General features: G+C 68.1%; 22 protein-coding genes. 10 read left to right on the forward strand and 12 right to left on the reverse strand.

All coding sequences use genetic code 11. The features are described 5' to 3' along the window. Positions 1 to 5 precede the first annotated feature (5 nt). Complete coding sequence (locus tag WB794_RS09820; RefSeq protein ID WP_337335685.1) at positions 6 to 902, forward strand: hypothetical protein; 897 nt, start codon at positions 6 to 8, stop codon at positions 900 to 902. An 83-nt stretch (positions 903 to 985) separates the two neighbouring features. Continuing rightward, positions 986 to 2,668, forward strand: a complete 1,683-nt coding sequence (locus WB794_RS09825; protein WP_337335686.1) for an ATP-binding protein — start codon at positions 986 to 988, stop codon at positions 2,666 to 2,668. A gap of 266 nt (positions 2,669 to 2,934) precedes the next feature. Here the strand turns inward: WB794_RS09825 and icd are convergent, their stop codons facing one another. Together icd and pyk are read right to left on the reverse strand one after the other, a co-directional pair. Next, positions 2,935 to 4,263, reverse strand: coding sequence for an isocitrate dehydrogenase (NADP(+)) (icd, locus tag WB794_RS09830; protein WP_337335687.1), 1,329 nt, complete (start codon positions 4,261 to 4,263; stop codon positions 2,935 to 2,937). Between the two features lie 129 nt (positions 4,264 to 4,392). Next, positions 4,393 to 5,859, reverse strand: a complete 1,467-nt coding sequence (pyk, locus tag WB794_RS09835) for a pyruvate kinase (protein WP_337335688.1) — start codon at positions 5,857 to 5,859, stop codon at positions 4,393 to 4,395. A 199-nt stretch (positions 5,860 to 6,058) separates the two neighbouring features. Here pyk and WB794_RS09840 point away from each other — a divergent pair, with 199 nt between their 5' ends. After that, on the forward strand, positions 6,059 to 6,964 hold the full coding sequence (locus WB794_RS09840; protein WP_337335689.1) for a universal stress protein: 906 nt from the start codon (positions 6,059 to 6,061) through the stop codon (positions 6,962 to 6,964). 41 nt (positions 6,965 to 7,005) lie between these two features. On the opposite strand, the gene rsgA is transcribed toward WB794_RS09840, so the two are convergent. Then, positions 7,006 to 8,055, reverse strand: coding sequence for a ribosome small subunit-dependent GTPase A (gene rsgA / locus WB794_RS09845; protein ID WP_337335690.1), 1,050 nt, complete (start codon positions 8,053 to 8,055; stop codon positions 7,006 to 7,008). Beyond that, positions 8,052 to 9,443 (reverse strand): hypothetical protein, encoded by a 1,392-nt coding sequence (locus tag WB794_RS09850; protein ID WP_337335691.1) that lies wholly within the window; start codon positions 9,441 to 9,443, stop codon positions 8,052 to 8,054. The genes rsgA and WB794_RS09850 overlap by 4 nt, the downstream gene beginning before the upstream one ends. A gap of 171 nt (positions 9,444 to 9,614) precedes the next feature. Between WB794_RS09850 and WB794_RS09855 the strand changes: the two genes are divergently transcribed. Next, positions 9,615 to 11,912 carry an NADP-dependent malic enzyme gene (locus WB794_RS09855; RefSeq protein ID WP_337335692.1) on the forward strand — a complete coding sequence of 766 codons (2,298 nt, stop codon included), beginning with the start codon at positions 9,615 to 9,617 and terminating at the stop codon, positions 11,910 to 11,912. A 23-nt stretch (positions 11,913 to 11,935) separates the two neighbouring features. On the opposite strand, the gene WB794_RS09860 is transcribed toward WB794_RS09855, so the two are convergent. Then, positions 11,936 to 12,412 (reverse strand): response regulator, encoded by a 477-nt coding sequence (locus WB794_RS09860; protein ID WP_337335693.1) that lies wholly within the window; start codon positions 12,410 to 12,412, stop codon positions 11,936 to 11,938. A gap of 221 nt (positions 12,413 to 12,633) precedes the next feature. Next, entirely contained in the window at positions 12,634 to 12,978 is a 345-nt protein-coding gene (locus WB794_RS09865) for a hypothetical protein (protein WP_337335694.1), read from the reverse strand. Between the two features lie 219 nt (positions 12,979 to 13,197). On the opposite strand from WB794_RS09865, the gene WB794_RS09870 reads away from it, so the two are divergent. Beyond that, positions 13,198 to 14,289 carry a serine hydrolase domain-containing protein gene (locus tag WB794_RS09870; protein WP_337335695.1) on the forward strand — a complete coding sequence of 364 codons (1,092 nt, stop codon included), beginning with the start codon at positions 13,198 to 13,200 and terminating at the stop codon, positions 14,287 to 14,289. A gap of 96 nt (positions 14,290 to 14,385) precedes the next feature. Beyond that, positions 14,386 to 15,159 (forward strand): AMP nucleosidase, encoded by a 774-nt coding sequence (locus tag WB794_RS09875; protein WP_337335696.1) that lies wholly within the window; start codon positions 14,386 to 14,388, stop codon positions 15,157 to 15,159. Between the two features lie 251 nt (positions 15,160 to 15,410). Here WB794_RS09875 and WB794_RS09880 read toward each other — a convergent pair whose 3' ends face one another. Together WB794_RS09880 and WB794_RS09885 are read right to left on the reverse strand one after the other, a co-directional pair. After that, positions 15,411 to 16,610 (reverse strand): magnesium transporter, encoded by a 1,200-nt coding sequence (locus tag WB794_RS09880; protein ID WP_337335697.1) that lies wholly within the window; start codon positions 16,608 to 16,610, stop codon positions 15,411 to 15,413. Between the two features lie 44 nt (positions 16,611 to 16,654). Beyond that, complete coding sequence (locus WB794_RS09885; protein ID WP_337335698.1) at positions 16,655 to 18,259, reverse strand: phytoene desaturase family protein; 1,605 nt, start codon at positions 18,257 to 18,259, stop codon at positions 16,655 to 16,657. Positions 18,260 to 18,392: 133 nt separating this feature from the next. On the opposite strand from WB794_RS09885, the gene WB794_RS09890 reads away from it, so the two are divergent. From WB794_RS09890 to WB794_RS09905, 4 genes are read left to right on the forward strand one after another with little or no spacing between them, the layout of a single operon-like run. Next, positions 18,393 to 18,989, forward strand: a complete 597-nt coding sequence (locus WB794_RS09890) for a mechanosensitive ion channel domain-containing protein (RefSeq protein WP_337335699.1) — start codon at positions 18,393 to 18,395, stop codon at positions 18,987 to 18,989. A 20-nt stretch (positions 18,990 to 19,009) separates the two neighbouring features. After that, positions 19,010 to 19,633, forward strand: a complete 624-nt coding sequence (locus WB794_RS09895; protein WP_337335700.1) for a CDP-alcohol phosphatidyltransferase family protein — start codon at positions 19,010 to 19,012, stop codon at positions 19,631 to 19,633. Beyond that, positions 19,633 to 20,226 carry a lysophospholipid acyltransferase family protein gene (locus WB794_RS09900; RefSeq protein ID WP_337335701.1) on the forward strand — a complete coding sequence of 198 codons (594 nt, stop codon included), beginning with the start codon at positions 19,633 to 19,635 and terminating at the stop codon, positions 20,224 to 20,226. Before WB794_RS09895 ends, WB794_RS09900 begins: the two co-directional genes overlap by 1 nt. Beyond that, positions 20,223 to 21,191, forward strand: a complete 969-nt coding sequence (locus tag WB794_RS09905) for a phosphatidate cytidylyltransferase (RefSeq protein WP_337335702.1) — start codon at positions 20,223 to 20,225, stop codon at positions 21,189 to 21,191. Before WB794_RS09900 ends, WB794_RS09905 begins: the two co-directional genes overlap by 4 nt. A gap of 28 nt (positions 21,192 to 21,219) precedes the next feature. Here the strand turns inward: WB794_RS09905 and WB794_RS09910 are convergent, their stop codons facing one another. From WB794_RS09910 to WB794_RS09925, 4 genes are all read right to left on the reverse strand, one after another. Beyond that, the gene (locus tag WB794_RS09910; RefSeq protein WP_337335703.1) at positions 21,220 to 22,086 is read right to left on the reverse strand and encodes a ParB/RepB/Spo0J family partition protein; all 867 of its coding nucleotides are present in this window, start codon (positions 22,084 to 22,086) and stop codon (positions 21,220 to 21,222) included. Further along, positions 22,086 to 22,874, reverse strand: coding sequence for a ParA family protein (locus WB794_RS09915; protein ID WP_337335704.1), 789 nt, complete (start codon positions 22,872 to 22,874; stop codon positions 22,086 to 22,088). The genes WB794_RS09910 and WB794_RS09915 overlap by 1 nt, the downstream gene beginning before the upstream one ends. A gap of 9 nt (positions 22,875 to 22,883) precedes the next feature. Beyond that, positions 22,884 to 23,465 (reverse strand): 16S rRNA (guanine(527)-N(7))-methyltransferase RsmG, encoded by a 582-nt coding sequence (gene rsmG / locus WB794_RS09920; RefSeq protein ID WP_337335717.1) that lies wholly within the window; start codon positions 23,463 to 23,465, stop codon positions 22,884 to 22,886. 153 nt (positions 23,466 to 23,618) lie between these two features. Beyond that, on the reverse strand, positions 23,619 to 24,071 hold the full coding sequence (locus tag WB794_RS09925; RefSeq protein ID WP_337335705.1) for an SPFH domain-containing protein: 453 nt from the start codon (positions 24,069 to 24,071) through the stop codon (positions 23,619 to 23,621). Positions 24,072 to 24,140 lie beyond the last annotated feature (69 nt).

A 24,140-nucleotide genomic window follows, 5' to 3' on the forward strand; every position in this document is an offset into this window, starting at 1 on the left:
CTGTCATGCCCATCTCCAAGCGAACTTTACTCATCATCCTGGGCAGTGCGGTATTCGTGGTGTTTGGACTGCCGCTATTTGCCCTTATGGCAATTCTCGTAATTGGACTCTTCACTGGCACCACGCCAGGCGATAAGCAACTCCCTCAGGGTGCGGTAACGGATATACCAATCACAACTACTGATCTTCTCGGCAGAAAACTGATTTGCTCTTCCACCAAGGGCCCTAGCTTATATGAAATCACCACCGCCATTCCACCCAGTAGAAGATTCGAATTAGTTACCGGAGGGGTCGACCAAAAAGCAATTCGGAACTACGCCAGAGGAGCCTACTCCATTTCTAACAATATTCTGAGACTCGACTTTCATGAGTCCGGAATTGATCTTGGACGGCTACCGATAGAGGCCCAAAAAGTGGAGATGTTGCGCATGCAAAACGGGGACTGCACGCCCTTGGATACAGGAAGTGCGATCTATTGCATCAGTTCATCGATAAGAAGCGATCAAGCCGGATTTCTGTTTGAAGGAATAAGCATGACATCACAGGAAATAACGATATCGGCAAAATATTTCAGCAAATACTCGTCGGGTCGCGAAAAAAGTCCGCCAGAAAAACTCATCTGCCACGATTCAGCGTCACGACAACATCAGCTCACACCACGCCTCGACCATGGAGTTTCAGAAGAAGCCTGTATTCGCGAACTCTCGGAAGATATCCGCCCTGACAGTGACAACCGCGATGCGTTGCAGAGTTATGTCATCAGAAGATGCCGACAACCTGAAGCCGCTTTGTGCGCGCATCGCAAGGTCAAGGATTTTCGTGCAGGTATTCCCGATGAAACCCCGATATCCGTAGCCATGCTCGACGAGTGGGAACACGAATGCGGCATGTCATCCGACTGAGTGGGTGCTTTGCCCACCTCGGAATCTCGCTTTATCCTGCAACAACTTTCACAAACGTAATTTCGGCCCACGGCCACCACTGAATGCGCCTAACCACGCCCATATCCCCTCCCACCGCTACCCCTCTACCCACATGGCTGTGGGTAGTCATCGCCATTGCGGCAGATCAGATATTCGGAATCGGCAAGCTCAGTTTCTGGCACTGGAACATCGCGGCGGGGCTGTTTTTCGCCTGCCTGTGGCTCGCACCGAAGCGGGCGTGGTGGTGGATGGTGCTGTTTCTCGGGTTGAGCCGGTATCTGTATAACCTGGGAGAGTCCTGGGAACGACCGGATGAATGGATGGACATTGCCAGGCTGGACAGGTTTTCCGGCAAGGCGTTGTGGTTGTCCTTCATCGGGGACTGGGGCGATCTGGTGGCCTGTCTGCTGCCGGTCGCGTGGTTGCGCCGCGTGTTACCCGATGTTCGCAGTGTGTCCACGCCCGAAGGCACGGCATGGCTGCATCTGGTGGTGTTCGCGGCGGCGTCGCTGCAAGCGGGCACCGATCTCGCCTACGTGGTGAGTGATGGATGGGTGGCGGATGTGCGCGCCAGCGCCATCGTCGATCCGGTCGCCATCACGGCGCAGAACGCCCTGCCGCTGCTCGCCACATTCGGATTGAAGAACCTGCTGGGCTACTTTCTCGGCACCATGCTGGCGGTGCCGTTGGTCGCATGGCTGGTCGAACCTTCGCTGCGGCGTGGATCGGCGAAGGTGGTGAAGGAGGCGCTGGTCTGGATGGCACCCGTGGCACTGGTGTTCGTGCTGCTATCCAAGGCCATTCCGAACGCGAACCTGATCGAGTTCATGCGCCTGTTGCTGCTGGTGGCGGTGGTGGTGTTCGCAGCACGGCATGGCTGGCGCGGGGCGGTGATTTCAGTGCTGGCGGTGAGCTGCGTGCTGGCGGTGGAGGATCACCTGGCTGCCGAAACCTCGCACTCCATCATCTGGATGCAGTTGTTCGTGGCCATTTCCGGGGCGATGGCGTTGATGTTCGGGGCCAGTCTTGATCATCTGCGTCTGGCGCTGGGCGAGTTGCGGCAGACGCACTTGCGCGAGCAGGCGATGGCGCGGGAGCTGGCGGATGCGGTGGGCCGCAATGTGCGTGCAACGGAAGTGGAGCGCGGGCGGGTAGCGACGGAGCTGCACGATTCGGTGGGTCAGAGCATTACCGCGCTGCAGACGCAGTTGAAGCTGGTGGAGCTGGATGCGCCGGCACAGAACGCGCCGTGGATCAGTGGATTGCGCAGTCTGGTCACTGACATGCGGCTGGCGCTGGGCGAGGCCATCGAAGCTCTGCGGCCTTTGGCATTGAACGAATTGGGGTTGTTCAAGGCGATGGATCGCGGCAGCATCCGGCAGCAGGCCGAACGTGCAGGCTTGCGCTTTTCGCTTGATACCCGCGATGCCGGTGCGCTGACGGCATTGGACGAAGCGGCCTCGGTGGCCGCGTATCGCATCGTCCAGGAGGCGGTGAACAACGTGGTGCGCCATGCCGGCGCGACGCAGGTGCGTGTGCGCCTGAACCTGTACTGGCGGCGCGGTGAGCCGTGGCTGGTGCTCGCGGTGGAGGATGATGGAAAGGGTTTTTCTCCGACTGCGAAGTCCGGCAACGGCCTGCGCAACATGCGGGATCGTGCACTGATGCTGGGGGGTGGAGTGCGGATCGGTGTGCGGCAGCAGAACGGGACGCGGGTGCGGGCATGGCTGCGGGCGCAGGCCTGAACCTGGGGATGCGTAGCCGGTGATCTTGGCGCGCGAGTCTTCGCGGAATATCGTTGCGACCGAGCAGCTGCACATCTCTCGGTCGAATGATCAGTGAGCATCGCCCGCGCGTGGCCAGGTCGCACCAAGCTTTCTTCGAGCCATTTTTCATCAGGTCCGGGCATGGTGGGGCTGGTAGATCCGATGCGCGTCGAGGTCGCCAAAAGGGAAAAGGCGCAGCCTTGCGGCCGCGCCTTTTTCGTCCAGCACCTGCGAGCCGGAAAGGCCTACATCGCCTTGATCAGCTCGTCGGCGAACTGCGAGCACTTCACTTCCTTCGCGCCTTCCATCAGGCGGGCGAAGTCGTAGGTGACGGTCTTGTTGCCGATGGCCACGTCCATGGCGTGGATGATGGCGTCGGCGGCTTCGTTCCAGCCCATGTAGCGCAGCATCATCTCGCCCGAGAGGATCACCGAGCCGGGGTTTACCTTGTCCTGGTTGGCGTATTTGGGCGCGGTGCCGTGGGTGGCTTCGAACACGGCGTGGCCGGTGACGTAGTTGATGTTGGCGCCGGGCGCGATGCCGATGCCGCCGACCTGCGCGGCCAGCGCGTCGGAGAGGTAGTCGCCGTTGAGGTTGAGCGTGGCGGAGACGTCGTACTCGGCGGGGCGCAGCAGGATCTGCTGCAGGAAGGCGTCGGCGATGGCGTCCTTGATGACGAGGCCGGCACCGGGCTTGCCCTCGGGGATGATGTGCCAGGGGCCGCCGTCCAGCTCCACCGCGCCGTAGTAGTCGCGCGCGACCTTGTAGCCCCAGTCGGCGAAGGCACCCTCGGTGTACTTCATGATGTTGCCCTTGTGCACCAGGGTCACCGACTTGCGCTTGTTGGCGATGGCGTAGCCGATGGCGCTGTGCACCAGGCGCTCGGTGCCCAGGTAGGAAACCGGCTTGATGCCGAGGCCCACCTGCACCGGCAGTTCGCGGTGCGGGCCGCCGATGCCTTCCAGCGCCTTGAGCCAGCCGTTGGTCTTTTCCTGCGAACCGAAGCGGATCTTGCCGGCGACCTGCGGGAACTCGCGCGCGAGGAAGTCGAGCACCTTCTGGGCTTCGGGTGTGCCGGCGGCCCATTCGATGCCGGCGTAGATGTCCTCGCAGTTCTCGCGGAAGATCACCATGTCCACAAGATCCGGGCGCTTCACCGGACTGGGCACGCCCTTGAACCAGCGCACCGGGCGCAGGCAGACGTAGAGGTCGAGCATCTGGCGCAGGGCCACGTTGAGCGAGCGGATGCCGCCGCCGACCGGCGTGGTGAGCGGGCCCTTGATCGAGACCAGGTAGTCGCGGCAGGCCTGTACGCTGGCGTCGGGCAGCCAGGTGCCGAACTGGTTGTTGGCCTTCTCGCCCGCGAAGATTTCCATCCAGTGGATCTTGCGCTTGCCACCGTAGGCGCGGGCCACCGCGGCGTCGAGCACGCGCACCGAGGCGCGCCAGATGTCCGGGCCGGTGCCGTCGCCCTCGATGAACGGGATGATCGGATTGTCCGGAACGCTCAGGACGCCGTTCTGGATGGTGATCTTTGCGCCGCCTTCGGGCGGGTTGAGTACGGGTTCGGCCATGGGATTCTCCGGAAGTGGCGTATCGCGGCGCGCCGCGAGCGAGGGTCCAGCGCCGGCTATTGTCGGAGATCGGGCAGGCGCTGTCATGCACGCTCCTGAATGCGGCGATGCGGAGAGGCGACATGCCGATCACAGCGTTCCCAGGCCCTCGGCTTCGCCATTGGTGCCCACGCCCAGGAGGCGCAGGGTATTGGTGGTGCCGAGGTGGCCCATGTGGTCGCCGCTGGTGATGAGCACGCGATCGCCTTCGGCCAGCGCGCCGTGCGCGAACAGCGCCGCGACCGCGCGGCGCGCGGCCTGGCGCGGCGGGTTTTCGCCGCTGTCGAAGTCGATCGGATAGACCCCGCGCATCAGCGCCATGCGGTGGCGCGCGCCTTCGTGGCGCGAGAGGCCGTAGATCGGCGCGTTGGAACGGAAGCGCGAGAGATGCTGCGCGGTGCCGCCGGATTCGGTCAGCGCCAGGATCGCGCGGACCTTGATGTGTTCGGTCAGGTACATGGTCGCCAGCGCGATGGCCTGATCGGTGTGGACCAGGCCGCGCGGAGCCTTTTCGAAGTCGGTGTCGTGCTCGAACTGGCGTTCGGCACCCAGGCAGATGCGCACCATGGCTTCCACCGCCTTGACCGGATGGTTTCCCGCCGCGGTTTCGGCGCTGAGCATCACCGTATCGGTGCCGTCGATCACCGCATTGGCCACGTCCAGCACCTCGGCGCGGGTCGGGATGGGCGAATCCACCATCGACTGCAGCATCTGGGTGGCGGTGATCACCACGCGGCCGCGATCGAGCGACTCGCGGATGATCTTCTTCTGCAGGCCGGGCAGCTCCGCATCGCCGATCTCCACGCCCAGATCGCCGCGCGCCACCATCACCACGTCGCTGGCGTCGATGATCTCGGTCAGGCGCTCGATCGCCTCGGCGCGCTCGATCTTGGCGACCAGGTGTGCGGAACTGCCGGCTTCGCGCGCCAGCCGACGTGCTTCGGCCATGTCGGCCGCGCTGCGGCAGAACGACACGGCCAGGAAGTCCACGTCCAGCTCCGCCGCGAGGCGGATGTCGGCGCGGTCCTTGTCGGTGAGCGCATCGAGCGACAGGCCGCCGCCAAGGCGGTTGAGTCCCTTGCGGTCGGAGAGCTGGCCGTCGTTGATGACGGTGGTGCGGATGGTGTCGCCCTCGATCGCGTCCACCTGCAGGGACACCAGCCCGTCATCGAGCAGCAGCACGTCACCCGCAGCCACATCGTTGATCAGGCCGAGGTAGGAGACGCCCACGCCCGTTTGATCACCCGGCGCGGCGTTGGTGCGGGCGTACAGCGCGAACGGCGCGCCGGCGGCGAGCGACACCCGGCCTTCCGCAAACCGCTCGATGCGGATCTTGGGACCCTGCAGGTCGGCGAGGATGCCGACTTCGCGCCCGGCAGCGGCGGCCGCCGCGCGCACGCGCGCCACGCGGGCCGCATGATCGGCGCGGTTGCCGTGGGAAAAGTTGATCCGCACCGCGTCCACGCCCGCCGCCACCAGGGCCTCGAGCGCGCCGGGTGCGTCGGTGGCGGGGCCGAGCGTGGCAAGGATCTTGGTGCGGCGCAGCTGTCCGGGCATGAACATGTCTCCTGTTGGTCGAGGGGTCGTTGATGGCGCAGGCACGCTACCACCGTGGCAGGCAGCGTGCGCGCCGCGGCCGGACGCGCGGGCGACTTGACCGGGGTCAAGCGCAGCGGCCTGCAACCGGCTAGGCTTTCAGCCCTGAGGGCGGCGTGGATGACCGCCCGATTCTTCAGCCTGGAACCGGACAACCCACATGAGCACAGCGGCATCCAATCCCATCCCCGGCACGATTCTCCTGGCCACCGACCTTTCCGCACGCTGTGATCGTGCGCTGGACCGCGCCGTGCAGCTGGCGCGCCAGTGGCAGGCTCGGCTCGTGGCCGTGACCGTGGTCGATCCCGGCACGCTGTCGGAAACCCGCGTGCGCGCCGCGCCGCCGCCCTCCTGGGGCGGTGACGGCGACGGGCCGGTCGCGCGCACGCTGCGCCAGCTTCGCCGCGATGCCGCCGCGACCGACGTGGATATCGTGGTGCGGGTGGAAGAAGGCAGGGTCAACGAAACCCTGGCACGGGTCGCTGCCGAGGAGGGCGCGGGTCTGATCGTGACCGGCATCGCGCGCAGCGAATCGCTCGGACGCACGGTGCTCGGCTCCACCGTCGACTGGCTGGCGCGCCATGCCACCGTGCCGGTGCTGGTGGTGCGCGACCGCACCCGCGGTGCGTATCGGAACATCGTGCTGGCGAGCGATTTCTCGCCGTCGGCGCGACTTGCGCTGGAGCGCGCGGCCGGTCTTTTTGCCGGCGTGCCGATGACGGTTTTCAATGCCTTCGAGGTGCCGTTCCTGGGCATGATGGATCCCAAGGCGCAAAGCGCGATCGCGCAGGGGCGCGAGGCGGCCACCCGCGAGGGGCAGGACTTCCTCGCCGCGGCGACGCTCGATCCCGCGCCGCGCGAGGCGATCCGGCTTCACGTCGAGCACGGCGAGCCGGTGCGGCTCACCTACGAGTACGCCCGCGACCACGAGGCCGACCTGATCGTCCTGGGCACGCACGGCCGCAGCGCGCTGTTCGACATCCTGATCGGATCGATCGCCCGCCGCATCCTGGAAACCGCCGCGACGGACATTCTGCTGGTGCGCAATCCTGCGGCGGCGCACTGAAGCGCTCCGCGCACCCGGATGGCAGATCGGACGCTGCGGATTCAGCGCGGCCCGCGCGGCCGCCCCTGAGGTGCTGCTTGGCGCGCCGCCAGCACCTTCGCCGCAGCCTCGCGCTCGGCCTGCAGCTTGCGGTAGTTGTTGAATCGGCACGGATCCAGGGTGCCGGCCGCAAGCGCGGCGCGGACCGCGCAGCCGGGTTCGGCATCGTGGCGGCAGTCGCGGAAGCGGCAGCCGGTGGCGAGCCCTTCGATGTCCTCGAACACCCGGTCGGCCACGTCCTCCCCGCCGGTGAGCTTGAGCTCGCGCATTCCCGGCGTGTCGATCAGGCATGCGCCCTGGGGCAGGGTCATCAGGGTGCGATGGGTGGTGGTGTGGCGGCCACGCGAGTCGCGCTCGCGCACCGCACCGGTACGCATCCTGCTGCGACCCATCAGGGTGTTGGTGAGGGTGGACTTGCCGGCTCCCGAGGAACCCACCAGCACCACGGTGCGGCCGCTGCCAAGCCAGGGGGCGAGGGCGGCGACGCTGTCGGGCTCCTTGGCGTTGACGCTCACCACCGGGACGCCGCCGGCCTCGATGTCGCTGAGGCGTGCACGCAGCGCGCCGGCGTCATCGCAGCGGTCGAGCTTGGTCAGCACCAGCACCGGCTCCGCGCCGCTGGCGCGCACCAGCACCAGGTAGCGTTCCAGCCGGCGCGGGTTGAAGTCGCCATCCAGGCCGGTGACCACCAGCACGGTGTCGATGTTGGCGGCGATCGGCTGCACCTTCAGGTGTTCACCGGCCGCGCCGCGGCGGAACAGGCTGCTGCGCGGCAGCACCTCGATGATCTGGTCGCGTTCGGCCTCGAGCCGCACGAAGTCGCCCACCACTGCGCGCTGCTCGGCCGGAAATCCGGCGCGCGTCCACGGCGCGGGCGACTGCGCCGGAAACTCGCGCTCGCCGTCGCAGACGCGAAAGCCGGTGCGATGCTGCTCGCTCACGCGCACGACGCGCCCCGCGGGTGCCTGCGCGAAGGCGCGCGCGGCCGGCAGATCCTCGCGCCAGCCCAGGCCGGCGAGATGCAGCAATGGATCGCGCCCGGTCGCGGTCATTGCGGTTCACCCATCGCCTGCACGCGGCCGGCCGCGGTGATGCGATGCGTGGCTTCGTCGCGGTTCCGGGCCATCTGCACCCGTGGCCCCAAGGGAACGCCGCGATACGCGGGAATGTCGTGACTCAGGCGCGCATACGCGAAACCCTGCTTCGGCGCGTCCGGCCACAGGCGGATGTCGCCCTCGGGCTGCGCGCGCGCGGCGTCGGCCAGCGAAGGCGAAAAGACGGCCTGCAGCCGGCCCGTTTCCAGCATGTGCTTCTGAATCTGCGCACCGTGCACCAGCGCGAGGATGGCCAGCAGCGCGAGAGTGATGCGACCACCCCGCCGCAGCCGGACCCAGGCCAGCGCCGCCGCGCCGCAGCCCAGCGCGGCGAAGCCATAGCCGTACTGGTTCGAAGGCACAGGCAAGGCCAACGCCGGCGCGAGCGCCAGCGCTCCGCCGGCAAGCCAGACCAGCCACAGCCTTGGCGATGCGCGCCACAGGGCGATGGCGAAGGCGGCAAAGAGAAGGGCGTACAGGGCCAGGCGCTGCGGTGATGCCAGTGCCAGCACGTGCACTTCCGATACGCCCAACGCCCACGGAAACAACTGGTACATCGCCCAGCCACGCGGCACCGCCGCCCACGCCGGATCGTAGGTCGAATCGTGCGGTGCCGCCGTCAGCACGGTCAGCCGCAGCGCCAGATACGCGAGCGCGACGGCAGCGCTGGCGAGCGCCGCCGCCAGCCAGGTGCGCCGCAGCCGCAGCACCAGCGCGCCGAGCCCGAGCAGGGCGGGAATGGAGAGGGCTGCTTCCTTGGACAGCAGCGCGAGCGTGGTGGCAAGCGCGGCAGTGACGGCGGCGATGAGCCATGAAAAGCGCCCCCCACGTCGACCCGTATCTTCATCACCGACGACGGCGGTGGCATCCAGCCGCTGCAGCGTCGCGACGATGCCCAGCCCCAGACCCACCCACAGCAGATCGGCCAGGCAGCCGACCCAGCCGTGCACCCAGGCGGCAAAGGGGCTGAGTCCGAACGCGAGCGCCGCGCCCGATGCCACGCCGTTGCGGCAGCCGGTCCCGCGCAGCACGCGCGCCAACAGCAACGCATTGAGCGTGCCCAGCGCGACGAGGACCGCATGGAACAGGCGCGGCGTATCGAACAGCGCGTGCGACAGCAGCAGCCAGAGATTGAAGGTGAGCGGTCGGAACTGAAAGCTGCGCCAGTCGGAAAAGGACTCGAGCGGCAGATCGCGCCAGTGCTCGACCGCGGCGCGCGCGCCCCACTGCAGCTCGTCATGGCTGAAGTAGCCGGGATTGAGCCACAGCGCCGCCTGTGCCGCGACCAGCGCGAAGGCCAGGGCGAGACGGCTGCGCCATCCGTCGAAACCGCCAATTCCTGTCACCGGCACTCCGCGTCCCATCTTGTCGGGCGACATTGTCGTTCAAATCGTGCGGCCACGCCGGGGAAGCGGTCGCGCCCGCACGCTCCGCCTTTGTTGCGCAATCAGCCACGAACCGGCGGCACGCGCGCGCTAGAATCCGGTTTCTCGCCTTTCATTTTCCAGAGCCAGCCCATGTCCAGCCAAGACGCCTTCCGCCAGGCCGCCCTCGATTACCACCGCCAGGATCCGCCCGGCAAGATCAAGGTGACCCCGACCAAGGCCATGGTGACGCAGCGGGATCTCGCGCTGGCCTATTCCCCCGGCGTGGCACATGCCTGCGAGGAAATCGTCGCCGATCCGTCCGCCGCCTCCGAGCTGACCGCGCGCGCCAACCTGGTCGCGGTCATCACCAACGGCACCGCGGTGCTGGGCCTGGGCAACATCGGGCCGCTGGCCGGCAAGCCGGTGATGGAAGGCAAGGGCGTCCTGTTCCAGAAGTTCGCCGGCATCGACGTGTTCGACATCGAGGTCGACGAGAACGACCCGGACAAGCTGGTCGAGATCATCGCCAGCCTGGAGCCGACTTTCGGCGGCATCAATCTGGAAGACATCAAGGCACCGGAGTGCTTCATCGTCGAGCGCAAGCTGCGCGAGCGGATGAAGATCCCGGTGTTCCACGACGACCAGCACGGCACCGCGATCATCGTCGGCGCGGCCGTGGTCAACGCCCTGCTGGTTGCCGGCAAGCGCATCGAGGATGTGAAGCTGGCCACTTCCGGTGCCGGCGCGGCCGGCATCGCCTGCCTGGACATGCTGGTGGCGCTGGGCATGAAGCCGGAGAACATCCTGGCGGTGGACCGTGAGGGCGTGCTCTACACCGGCCGCCCGCACCTGGATCCGGACAAGGCGCGTTACGCGCGCGACACCGACAAGCGCACGCTGGGCGAAATCGTCGCGGGGGCCGACATCTTCCTGGGCCTGTCGGCCGGCGGCGTGCTCAAGCCGGAGATGGTGGCGTCGATGGCGGAGAATCCGATCATTCTGGCGCTGGCCAATCCGTATCCGGAAATCCTGCCCGAGGACGCGCGCGCGGTTCGCGCCGACGCGATCATCGCGACCGGCCGTTCGGACTATCCCAACCAGGTCAACAACGCGCTGTGCTTCCCCTACATCTTCCGCGGCGCGCTGGACGTGGGAGCCACCACCATCACCGAGGAAATGAAGCTCGCCTGCGTGCACGCGATCGCGGCGCTCACCCGCATGGAGGCGACCGACCTGGGTGCCGCCTACGGCGACGACGCTCCCTGCTTCGGGCGCGATTACCTCATCCCGCGCCCGTTCGACCCGCGCCTGATGGAAATGCTGGCACCGGCCGTGGCGCGCGCGGCGATGAGCTCCGGCGTGGCCACGCGCCCGATCGAGGACTTCGGTGCCTACCGCGACAAGCTCAACCAGTTCGTGTTCCGCAGCGGCATGGCGATGAAGCCGGTGTTCTCCCAGGCGCGCGCCAACCTGCAGCGCGTGGCCTACGCCGAGGGCGAGGAGGAAACCGTGCTGCGCGCGGTGCAGACCGTGGTGGACGAGGGCCTGGCGCGGCCGATCCTGATCGGCCGCCCGGCGGTGATCGAGGCGCGCATCGGGCGTCTGGGGCTGCGCATCCGCCCCGGCGAACACTTCGACCTCACCAACATCGACGACGACCCGCGCTTCAACGAATACTGGCAGCTCTACCACGAGATCATGGCGCGCCGTGGCGTCACGCCGGCGGCGGCGAAGGCCGTGGTGCGCTCGCGCGCGACGGTGATCGCGGCGCTGATGCTGCGCCGGGGCGAGGCCGACGCGATGCTGTGCGGCGTCGTCGGGCGCTACCAGAAGAAGCTGGCCTACATCCTCAACGTGCTGGGCCGCGATCCGGGTGTGTCGCGCACTGCGGCACTGTCGGCGGTGATCAACGACAAGGGCGTGTTCTTCTTCGTCGACACCCACGTCCAGGTCGATCCGAGCGCCGAGATGATCGCCGAGGCCGCGCTCCAGGCCAGCCTGCGGCTCAAGCTGTTCGGCATCGAGCCCAAGCTGGCGCTGATTTCACACTCCAATTTCGGCAGCCGTGACGATGCCGGCGCACAGAAAATGCGCGACGCGCTGAAAATGATCCGCAAGCGCGCCCCCAATCTGGAGGCGGAAGGCGAGATGCAGGTGGATGCGGCGCTGGATCCCGTGATTCGCGACCGCCTCTTCCCGAACTCACGGCTCAAGGGGCGCGCCAACCTCTTCGCCTTCTCCGACCTCAGCACGGCCAACACCGCCTACAACCTGGTGCGTTCCATGACCGACGGCGTTGGCCTCGGGCCGATCCTGATGGGCGTGAACGGCTCGGCCCACATCCTCACCCCGGCGGCGACCGTGCGGCGCGTGGTCAACATGACCGCCATCGCGGCGGTGGACGCGCAGATCCGCACCGATCAGGCGGCGCAGATGACGGCGGATTGAGCGGCGGTTGAGCGCCGGGAAGATCAGCCCGCGGATGCGGGCTGGCGGTGCGGGATGCGGTCCGGGCCGAGCATCTTTTCGATGCGCATGAACACCTCCGAGCGCGAAAACGGCTTCTTCATGAAGTCGTCGGCACCGATGCGCTGGGCGTAGAACTGCTCGGTGGCCAACTCGTTGCCCGAGATCATGATGACCGGAATGCCGCGCGTCACCGGATCCCGGCGCAGGCGGCGCAGCGCCTCGAAACCGTTCATGCCTGGGAGCACGATGTCCAGGAAGATCAGGTGCGGCGGGGTGTTGCGGGCGACCTCCAGACCGGTTTCGGCATCGGAGGCCTCGCTGACCTCGTAGCCGTTCTGCGTCAGCATGCGGCGCAGCATCAGCACGATGGTGGGCGAGTCGTCCACCACCAGGACGCGAACGCCTTCGGCGGCCGGCGAGCGGTCGTGCTGGCGACGCTCGCGCCCGCGCGGCGGTCCGCTCGGCGGCGCGGGCGGCACCTCGGGAACCTCCGTGGCTGCCGGTTCCGGTGCGTCGGTCCCATCCCGTTCTGGCGACGGGACGGTCGCGGGCCGTGGCTCGGCCTTGCCGAACAGCCTGATCAATCGATTGAAGAGTCCCATCCGTCCCCCTGCAAACCTGTTTTCCATCCCGATATCGGGCGTTTTCCGCACGACCCCTCGTGCTGCGGCGAATTGTCCGGCACGCCGCGCGCCACGCCTCAGGTTTCTCCGACGTCGCGCAATTGCCAAGCGCTTCCCGCGAGCCAGCGCAGCCGCTGGCGCAGGATCTCGCCCGGCAGCGTCGTGTCCACTTCCAGATCGATCACCAGATCCTTCTGCCGCGCGCGCACTCCGGCATCCGGGTCGACTTCTCCCAGGCGCGGATCCACCGCGTCCGGGTCGTCCTGGCGGTCGCGCCAACGCTCGAAGAGTGCCGGCGAAGCCAGCGCTTCGCGCAGCTCGCGCGCAAAGGCCTCGGCACCGTGCGCCTGGAAGGCGAGCTCCGGATCGCTGCCGCGCGCGGCGGATGGATTGGGCAAGGTGATGAAGAAGCGTTTGCTCATCGGGTCTGTCTCAACGAGGCGACAAAACGATTGTGCTCGCCGGAACCGGGGATTGCGAGTCCATCGGCCTGCGCGGCAGGGTCCCATCCTGCCAGAGGCGCTGCCGTTCGCCTACCCGCACGGGGCAGGTCGGGAGCAGTGGGCCGATCCGGACGCGCACGCCGGCACGCACTTGCCTGTACGCTCACCCGCTTTCCTGTGGCCCCGTGGGATGACGCCATGCCTGCTCCAATCCGGATTGCCCTGTGCTGCCTTGCGGCGGCCTTCTCGCTCGCCGCCTGCCAACCTGCGGCACCCGACGTGAGCCCGCCCGCAGCGCCCACCGTGAGCCAGCCTGTCGCCGCCGCGGCGGACGAGGAGCTGCGCGCCTACCAGGGCGACGTTCCCGGTGCCGCGCTGCTGGTGATCCACGACGGCGAGGCCGTCGTGCGGCGCGGATTCGGTCTGGCCGACCTGGAAACCGCGCGTGCGGTGACGCCTGCCACCGCGTTCCGGCTGGCCTCGATCAGCAAGCAGTTCACCGCTACGGCCGTCCTGCTGCTGGCGCAGGATGGCGTGCTGTCGATCGACGATCCGGCGCGGCGCTGGCTGCCCGAGCTGCCGGCCTCGGCCGACGCCGTCACCCTGCGGCACCTGCTCAGCCACACCAGCGGCCTGCTGGACTACGAGGACCTGATGGATCCGGCCGACACCCGGCAGGTACACGACGCCGACGTGCTGGATCTCGTTTCACGCGAGAACGGCGGCTATTTCGATCCGGGCACCGGCTATCGCTACAGCAACAGCGGCTACGCCCTTCTTGCCCTGATCGTGGAGCGCGCCAGCGGGCAGCGCTACGCCGATTTCCTGCGCGAACGCATCTTCCTGCCGCTGGGCATGGATTCGGTGGCTTTCGAGGACGGCCGCAGCCAGGTGCCCGAGCGCGCCTTCGGCTACAGCTTCATCGACGAGGCCTGGCAGCGCACCGATCAGAGCACCACCAGCGCGGTGCTCGGCGACGGCGGAATCTACGCCTCGATCGACGATCTGGCGCGCTGGGACGCGGCCCTTTACGACGATCGCCTGCTGCACGACCCCTGGCGCACGCTCGCCGTCACGCCCGCCACCGCGACCGACGAACCGGACGTGGCCGGCTACGGTTTCGGCTGGCGGCTGCAGGATGGCCTGCAGTGGCACTCGGGCGAAAGCATCGGATTTCGCAACGTCATCCTGCGCTGGCCGGCGCAGCGCCTGACCGTGGTGCTGCTGACCAATCGCAACGATCCGGAGCCCTATGCCCTGGCCCGCCGCGTCGCCGCGCGCTGGCAGTAGCGCGCGGTTCGGCCGCGTGCGGCTAGAATCCCGCGGCCTGATGAATGAATGACTCCTGCCGGCGCGGTGCCGCCGGCGCTCTGCTGGAATGACCCCATGAAAGAAAAACACGAGATAGTCGGCAACTGGCTGCCGCGCTACACCGGCGTGCCGCTCGACCAGTTCGGCGAGCACATCCTGCTCACCAATTTTGGCGGCTACGTCGATCACTTCGCCCGCATGACCGGCGGTGATGTGGTCGGGCGCGACCGCCCGATGCCCAGCTGCACGTCGGACGGCATCACCATGATCAACTTCGGCATGGGCAGCCCCAATGCCGCCACCGTGATGGACCTGCTCTCGGCCATCGCGCCCAAGGCCGCGCTGTTCCTCGGCAAGACCGGCGGGCTCAAGAAGAAGAACCAGCTCGGCGACCTGATCCTGCCGATCGCCGCGATCCGCGGCGAGGGCACCTCGCACGACTACCTCCTGCCGGAAGTGCCGGCGCTGCCCGCGTTCGCACTGCAGCGCGTGGTGTCCACCACCATCCGCGATCTCGGCCACGACTACTGGACCGGCACCGTCTACACCACCAACCGCCGCGTCTGGGAGCACGACGAGGCCTTCAAGGAGCGCCTGCGCCTGATGCGCTGCATGGCGGTGGACATGGAAACCGCGACGATCTTCGCGGCCGGCTTCGCCAACTCGATTCCCTCCGGCGCGCTGCTGCTGGTGTCCGACCAGCCGATGATTCCGGAAGGCGTGAAGACGGAGGCCAGCGATACGGTGGTCACCAACACCTTCGTGGAACGCCACATCCAGATCGGCATCGAATCGCTCAAGCTGATCCGCCGCCGCGGAAAGTCGGTCAAGCATCTGCGCTTCGATTGACGGCAGGCGGAACGCGGGGTGCCTGTTCGCCCGGTGCGCTTGTCGCGGACAAACCCGATCCTTCCCGCAGCGGCCATCGCGGACAAGGCCGCTCCTGTGATGCCGCAGGTCGGGGCTACGTTCCCGACGCGGTGCTCGGCGCGCCGCAGGATGTTCAACGCCCCGCAGCGTCGGCCGCGTAGGGCCGACCTACGTCGCATGGCGGTGCTGGCCGCAGGTCGGGACTACGCCCCCGACGGGGCCACGCGGGATCAGTGCAGCAGCAGCGCCACCAGGCTCAGGAACAGGCCCATGCTGCTGATGTCGGTGGCGACCGACAGGAAGATGGCCGAGGCGGTGGCCGGATCGGCACCGAGGCGGCGCAGCACGATCGGGATGGCGCTGCCGGCGAGGCCGGCGAACATGCAGCTCACCGACAGCGCCACGAAGATGGTGCCGGCCAGCCACAGCGGCGATACCTGATCCTGCGAGCGCGCGACGAAGTAGAGCGCGGTGCCGGCCAGCACGCCGCTGATCGCCCCGTTCAGGAGGCCGAGCCAGGCTTCCTTGGCCAGCACCTTCCACGGCGGGGTTTCGCGCAGTTCGCCCAGCGTCATGCCGCGAATGGTGACCGCCAGCGCCTGCGCGCCGAGGTTGCTGCACTGGCCCGACATCACCGGCAGGAAGGCGGCAAGGATGACGAGTTGGTCGATGGTGGCCTCGAACATGCCGACCACGGTGGCCGCGCCGAAGGCGATCAGCATGTTGAGCAGCAGCCAGGGGTTGCGGAAGCGGAAGCTGCGCTGCCAGGGCGTGGCCAGACGCTCCTCCTTTTCCACGCCGACCATGGCACCGGCCTGTGCGGAAATCTCGAAGGCCTGCTGCTCGAACAGCGCCTGCCCCTTGACCACGCCCAGCAGCCGGCCGGCCGCGTCGCAGACCGGGTAGATCGGGAAGTGGCGCTTGACCACGGCGCGCATCGCGTCCACGAATTTCTGTTCGGGATGCAGCGAGAACGGCTCGCGCAGCATGATGTCCGCAAGCGTGGCACCAGGGTCGGCGAACACCAGTTCGCGGAAGGCCACCACGCCCACGAGGCGGCCGTCGGCTTCGGTGACGAAGACGTAGACGACCATGCGCTGGCGCACGATCCCGCGCAGGGCTTCGATCACGCTGCCGGCGCTGGCACCGGGCGGGAACACCGCCGGCGGTTTTTCCATCAGCCGTCCAACGGTGCCTTCGGGATAGGTGTGGCCGACCAGCCACAGCGGCTCGCGCCCGAACGGTACCGCACCCGCGATCCGTTCGCGCCGCGCCGGCTCGAACTCCTCCAGCACCTCGACCGCGTGGCCGATGTGCATGCGGCTGAGGACATCGGCGATCCGGGCATCGGGCACGGCCTTGAGCAGGTCCGCGCCGCTGCGCGGATCGAGTCGTGCGACCCTGGCTACCAGATTCTGGATGTCGTCCATCGCGGCCCCCGAGAATGACGCGGCAACTCTAGCCGATGCGGGCTTCAGCGGGTGCGCCGGCCCAGATCGCGCAGCACCTCGCGCGCTGCGTTGCGGCCGGGCAGGCCGGTGACGCCGCCGCCCGGATGGGTGCCCGAGCCGCACAGGTAAAGCCCGGCCAGTGCGCCGCGGTAGTTGCCCTGTCCCAGCAGCGGACGCGCGCTGAAGAGCTGGTCGGCACCCAGCGCGCCGTGGAAGATGTCGCCGCCGATCAGGCCGAACTCGCGTTCGAGATCCAGCGGCGAGAGCGCGCGGTAGCCCAGCACGCTGCGCGCGAAATTGGGCGCAACCCGATCCACGGTGTCGATCATGAGTTTCGCCACGGTGTCGCGGTGGGTATCCCAACCGCCTTCGACCTCGGGACTGACGTGCTGGCAGAACAGGCTGGCGACGTGCCGGCCGGGCGGCGCGAGGCTGTCGTCCAGGGTGGAGGAAATCACCAGTTCCACGATCGGCTCGCGCGCCCAGCCGGGATTGTGCTCGCGCGATTTCGCATCGAAGTACGCGCGTTCCATGTAGGCCAGCGAAGGCGCGATCAGGATGCCGCTCTGGTGGTGCGGCGCGAGCGCGGTGCCGGGCGCGGCGGTGAAATCCGGCAGCTCCGACAGCGCCACGTTCATGCGGAAGGTGCCCGAACCGCAGCGGTAGCGCGCGATGCGCTCGCGCAGCTCGTCCGGCTGGGCCTCCTGCGGCACGAGGCGCTGATAGAGAAGCTTCGGGTTGACGTTGGAAATCACGCAGCGCGCGCCGAATTCGCGCCCGTCCTGCAGCACCGCGCCGGTGGCGCGTCCCGCCTGCACCCGCACCTGCGCCACCGGCGCATCGGTGTGGATCGCCACGCCGCGCGCGCGGCACTCGGCCGCCATCGCCTGGGTGATCGCACCCATTCCGCCAATCGCGTGGCCCCAGACGCCCTGCTTGCCGTTGACCTCGCCAAAGACGTGGTGCAAGAGCACGTACGCGCTGCCGGGCGTCCAGGGGCTGGCGAAGTTGCCGACCACCGAATCCCAGCCCAGCGCGGCCTTGAGCGGCTCGTAGTCGAACCAGTGGTCGAGCATCTCGCCGGCGGATTTGGTGAAAAGATCCAGCAGGTCGCGCCGTCCCCGCATGTCGAGCCGGCGCAGCTCGCGCGCCACCTTCCACGAGGCCAGCCAGTCGGCCAGCACGAAGCGGTCGCTGAGGTTGGGCGGGGTGCGCGCCATCAGTTCGCGCAGCACCGCCACCACGCGTTCGAGCATGGCATGGTATTCGGTCAGACGCTGCGCATCGCGCGGCGCGACGCGCGCCAGCTGCGCCGCGCCTTCTTCGCCGCCGAGGCGGAATGCGCTGCCGTCGGGCAGCGGCAGGAAATTGGAATACGGGCGCTCGACCACGCGCAGGCCGTGCTGGTGAAGACGCAGGTCGGCGATCACCTGCGGATTGAGCAGGCTCACGGTGTAGCTGGCGGTGGAGTTGCGGAATCCCGGATGGAACTCCTCGGTGACCGCGGCCCCGCCCACGTCACCGCGCCCTTCCAGCACCCTGACCGACAGGCCGGCGGCGGCGAGGTAGGCCGCGCAGACCAGGCCGTTGTGGCCGCCGCCGATGATGAGGGCGTCGCTGGTGTCCATCGCGCAGGTTCCCGTGGAAAAGACCGCGATTATCCGCGCCCGCCGCGCTCGCGTCTTGCCCCTGGTCGAACCGGGCTGCGAAATCAGCCGGGCGCGGATACGATGCGCGAGGCCGACGACACGCCGAGGAACGATGCCCTTCACATTGCCCGCATGGATGCAGGACTGGTCGGCCCTCGGGCCGCCGGCCCTGAAGATCGTCCTGATTTTGGCGATCACGCAGCTATTGCGCTGGGTGTCGCGCCGGCTGATCGCGCGCACCGCGCTGCCGCCCAACGTGCGCATCGCGGTTCGACGGCTCACCAGCTTCGTCGTTTTCTCCGCGGCCAGCCTCATGATCCTGGACGTGGCCGGGGTCTCGGCCACGGTGCTGTGGACCGCCTTCACCAGTTTCGCGGCGGTGGGTGCGGTGGCGTTCTTCGCGGCCTGGAGCGTGCTGTCCAACATCTTCTGCTCGTTCCTGATCCTGACCACGCGCGCGTTTCGCGTGGGCGATCTGGTAGAGCTGCTGGAAAATGGCGAGAAGCCCGGCCTGCGTGGGCGCGTGCTCGACGTGAACCTGATCTACACCACCCTGCAGGAAACCGACGGACAAGCCGCAGGTACGGTGCTGCAGATTCCCAACAGCCTGTTTTTCCAGCGCACCCTGCGGCGCTGGCGCGGCGCGATGCCGCCGCTGCCGGCGGAGTTGCCCGGACGGGCGGAGCCGGCGGGCGACAAGGCGGCCTGATCCTTCAGGAACCTCTGCCCATGTCCGAAGCCGACCGCCGTCCCCTGACCACCCGCAGCGCGCGCTGGGCCACCGCGCTGGCGCGCGCGCTCTCGCGCACGCCGATCACGCCCAACCAGATTTCCGTGCTCGGCATCGGTTTCGCCCTTGCCGGCGCGGCGCTGCTGTTCTACTGGCCGATGCCGTGGGGCTTCGTCGGCGCGGCCGCCTGCGTGCAGCTACGCCTGCTGTGCAACATGCTCGACGGCATGGTGGCGATCGAGGGCGGCAGGCAATCGCCGGTGGGGACCCTCTACAACGAGCTTCCCGACCGGATCGAGGACGCGCTGCTCCTGGTCGCGCTCGGACACGCCGCCGGATACGACGCGCTCGGCTGGCTGATGGCCCTGCTGGCCGCGCTCACCGCGTATATCCGCGTGACCGGCGGCAGCCTCGGCTTTCCCCAGGACTTCCGCGGCCCGCAGGCCAAGCCGCACCGCATGGCGGTGATGACCGCCGCGCTCGTGATCGGCGCGGCCGAGCTGCACTGGCGTGGCAGCAGCCACGCGCTGCTCGCAGGCGGCCTCGTGATCGCCTTCGGCAGCGCGCTGACCTGCGTGCTGCGGACCCGCGCCATCGCCGCACAGCTGCGGGCGCGCGGCTGATGCTGGCGCGCCTGCTGGTGTTCCTGGCGCGGCTGCTGTTCGGTGCCTATCCGCGCTGGATCGGAACCCGGCCCGAGCCGCGCCAGCGCATCTATTTCGCCAACCACGGCAGCCACCTGGATACCGTGACGCTGTGGGCCGCGCTGCCGCCCGAACCGCGCCGACGCACCCGTCCGGTGGCGGCGAAGGACTACTGGGGCGGCGGCCTGCGCGCGGTGATCGCCCATCGCGCGCTCAACGCGGTGCTGATCGAGCGCCAGCGCAAAAATCCCGAGGATGACCCGCTCGCGCCGCTGCACGACGCGCTGGCGCAGGGCGATTCGCTGATCCTGTTTCCCGAGGGCACCCGCACCCCGGATGAAACTCCGGGCCGCTTCAAGTCCGGTCTCTACCACCTTGCGCTCGCGCATCCGGAGGTGGAGCCGGTGGCGGTCTACCTCGACAACGCCCGCCGCAGCCTGCCCAAGGGCAGCCTGCTGCCGGTGCCGCTGATCTGCACGGCACGATTCGGGCCGGTGGTGCGACCGGAGGCCGGGGAGTCGAAGGATGACTACCTGCTGCGGGCGCGGGCGGCAGTGATGGAGCTGGCATGAACGATTCGATGATGCGGGGAATCCAGGTGCTACTGCAGCGCGCGCCGGTCGAGTTCTGGCAGGTGATGGGTGGAATCCTCGTGCTGCTGGTGGTCGCCAGCGCGATCGCCGCCGTGCTCAAACGGCGCAGGCCCGGCGCGACGGTGGACAATCTCGTGGCGCGGATCAACGCCTGGTGGGTGATGGTGGCGGTGCTGGGCGCGTGCTTCCTGCTCGGCAAGGTGGCCACCCTGGTGCTGTTTGCCATCGCCTCGTTCCTGGCGCTGCGCGAGTTCGTCACGCTTACGCCGACGCGGCGCGGCGACCACCTGGTGCTGGTGCTGTGCTTCTACGTCGGCATTCCGCTGCAGTATTTCCTGATCGGGATCGACTGGTACGGCCTGTTCGTGATGTGCATTCCGGTGTACGGCTTCCTGCTGCTGCCGGCGGTGTCGGCGCTGGCCGGCGACACCGAGGACTTCCTCGCGCGCAACACGAAAATCCAGTGGGGACTGATGCTGACGGTGTACTGCATCAGCTACGCGCCGGCGCTGCTGCTGCTCGACATTCCCGGCTACGAGAACGGCAACCTGCTGCTGCTCCTCTACCTCCTGCTGGTGGTGCAGCTTTCCGATGTCCTGCAGTACGTGTTCGGCAAGCTGTTCGGGCGGCACAGGCTGGCACCGGAGGTGAGTCCGTCGAAAACCGTCGAAGGACTGGTCGGCGGCGGCCTGTCGGCAGCCGGCGTGGGTGCCGCGCTGTGGTGGATCACCCCGTTCACGCCGCTGCAGTCGGGCCTGATGTCGCTGCTGATCGTGGCCTGCGGTTTCCTCGGCGGGCTGGCGCTCTCGGCGGTCAAGCGCAGCCTCGGTGCCAAGGACTGGGGCCGGATGATCGAAGGCCACGGCGGCATGCTCGACCGGCTGGATTCAGTGAGTTTCGCCGCGCCGATCTTCTTCCACGTGGTGCGGTACGTGTTCGCGTGAGTGAACCGCGCCGGTCGGGCGGGATCGCTCAGCGCCGCATCCGCGCCAGGATGCCATCCAATTCGTCGTGGCTGTGGTAGCTGATGACAAGCTTGCCGCGCCCGCCGCGGCCCGATTGCAGGCTGACCTTTGCGCCGAAGGATTCGGACAGCTCGCGCTCCAGTGCGGCGACGTTGGCGTCGGGCCGCTGGGTGGCGGGCTTCGCGGGCGCGGGAACGCCTTTTTGCAGCGCCTGCACGCGGCGCTCGGTTTCGCGCACCGACCAGCCTTCGGCCGCGGCCTGCTGCGCCAGCGCCAGCGCCTGCGGCGGCGGCAGGGTGAGCAGGGCGCGCGCGTGGCCCATTTCCAGCGCGCGGCGCTCGACCATGGCGCGGATGGCTTCAGGCAGTTCCAGCAGGCGCAAGAGATTGCTGACCGAGGCGCGCGAGCGGCCCACGGCTTCGGCGGCCTGCTGGTGGGTGAGGCTGAACTCGTCGATCAGGCGCTGCAGCGCGAGGGCTTCCTCCAGCGGATTGAGGTCCTCGCGCTGGATGTTCTCGATCAGCGCCATCGCCAGCGCGGTGTTGTCCTCGATCTCGCGGATCACCACCGGCACATCGCGCAGCGTGGCAAGCTGGGCCGCGCGCCAGCGGCGCTCGCCGGCGATGATCTCGTAGCGCCCGGCACCGATGCCGCGCACGATGATCGGCTGGATCAGGCCCTGGGCGCGGATCGACTCGGCCAGCTCCTCCAGCCGCTCCGGGTCCATGTGGCTGCGCGGCTGGTACTTGCCAGGCTGCAGCTTCTCGATGGGCAAGGTGGTCATCCGCTCGCCCGCCGCCGGCGCATCGGCCGCTACGGTCTCGCGGATCAGGCTGGACAGGCCGCGCCCGAGCGCAGGTTTCTTTGTTGCCATCAGTGTGCCTCCGGGCGATGGGTGTGCTGGCGCTCGCGCCCGATGATCTCGCCGGCCAGGCCAAGGTAGGCGACGCCGCCGCGCGAGCCGCGGTCGTACTCGACGATGCTCTGGCCGTGGCTGGGGGCTTCGGCCAGGCGCACGTTGCGCGGAATCACGGTGCGGTAGAGCTTGTCGCCGAAGTGGCGCTGCAGTTCGGCCGACACCGCGCTGGTCAGGCCGGTACGCACGTCGTACATGGTGCGCACGATGCCTTCGATTTCCAGTGTGGGATTCAGGCGGCGGCGCACCGCCTCCATGGTGTCGGTGAGCGCGGCGATGCCTTCCAGCGCGAAGTATTCGCACTGCATCGGCACCAGCACGCTGTCGGCGGCGGCAAGCGCGTTGAGCGTGAGCAGGCTCAGCGACGGCGGGCAGTCGATGATGACGTACTGGTAGCCGCGTGCCACCGGCTCCAGCGCGAGCTTCAGGCGACGCTCGCGCTCGGGCAGGTCCATGAGCTGCAGCTCGGCCGCGATGAGGTCGGTGTTGCTGGGCAGCAGGTCGTACTTTCCGGCGGTGGGGCGGATTGCGGCCTGTGCGTCGGCTTCGCCCAGCAGCACCTCGCAGCCGGAGGGGTGCGCCTCGCGCTTGTCCACGCCCGAGGCCATCGTGGCGTTGCCCTGCGGGTCCATGTCGACCAGCAGCACGCGCCGGCCGGTTTCGGCCAGCGCCGCCGACAGGTTGACGGCGGTGGTGGTCTTGCCGACTCCGCCCTTCTGGTTGACCACTGCAATGATGCGCGACATGGAGGCGTTCTATCCGGTTTTTTCGACAATGATCAGGTGCCGCTCGGCATCAAGCCCCGGCACATGGAGTGGATGGGTGGCCAGATGGCGGTAGCCGTCCGGCAGCGCGGCGATTTCCCCGGTCGGAACCCGGCCCTTCATCGCCAGCAGCCGTCCGCCCGGCCGCAGCAGGTGTCCGCCGAGCGTCAGGATACCGTCAAGCGGGGCCAGGGCGCGCGCGATGAGCTGGTCGTGCTGGCCCGATTCGGGCACGTCTTCGGCGCGGCAGGCGTGCACCGACACGTTGGCAAGCCCGAGCTGGCGCACCGCTTCGCGCAGGAAACGGGCCTTCTTGCCGGCCGTTTCGGCCAGACTCACGCGCAGGTGCGGGTCGTTGATCGCCAGCGGAATGCCCGGCAGGCCGGCACCGGTGCCGATGTCGGCCACGCGCCCGGCGACGAAAGGCGCAATGCTGAGCGAATCGAGCAGGTGCCTGGACACCATCTCGGCCGGATCGCGGATCGCGGTGAGGTTGTAGGCGCGGTTCCACTGCGCCAGCAGCCCGAGATAAGCAAGCAGGCGCTCGGCCAGTCCGGGCTGTGACAGACCCATCGCCGCGAGGCCGGATTCGAGCGTGGGCTGGAGGTGGGACAGCGGATTCACGGCAATCTGCGGAAGGCAGGGCGGGGCAGTATCCTCAGCCGGCACCGCGCTGACAATCGCCGGGAACGGAACCTGCCGGCGCGATGCCGGCGCGGGGAGCGGTCAGGCGGTCGCGTCCTGCCGCAGGTTGCAGCGGGTCACGCGCAGGCCCAAGGCCGCCAGTCCGTCGTTGAGTTCGCGCTTGAGTCGCGCCGCGATCGCCTCGGTACTGCCGTCCCCGTCGCTTGCGGCCAGGGACGAAAGCGCCTCGCGGGCGCGCTGCGCCACCAGCGAATCGACGTCGTCGAGGGCATTGCCCGCGCGCTGGGGTTCGAGAATCTGGTAGTAGACCGCGGCGCGCGCTGCGGCTTCCCCATGCACGGGAACTTCGACCTGATGGCCGACCAGCCGCACGCGGTGCGCCACGCGATCCAGCACCGGCACCGTGAACCGCAGGCCCGGGGTGAGGGTGCGGGTGTAGCGGCCAAAGCGATGCACGGTCAGCGCGGTGTCTTCCGGGACGTAACGCAGTCCGGTAAAGGCGAGCAGCAGCGGCAGGAGCAGAAGGAGTTCCATGGCAAGAAGTGTGATCAGTTTCTCATTTCTTTCAGATGGTTGGCGAATCTTGCTGGATCGGAATCTAGC

The organism is Denitratimonas tolerans (assembly GCF_037203605.1).
Lineage (GTDB): Bacteria > Pseudomonadota > Gammaproteobacteria > Xanthomonadales > Xanthomonadaceae > Denitratimonas > Denitratimonas tolerans.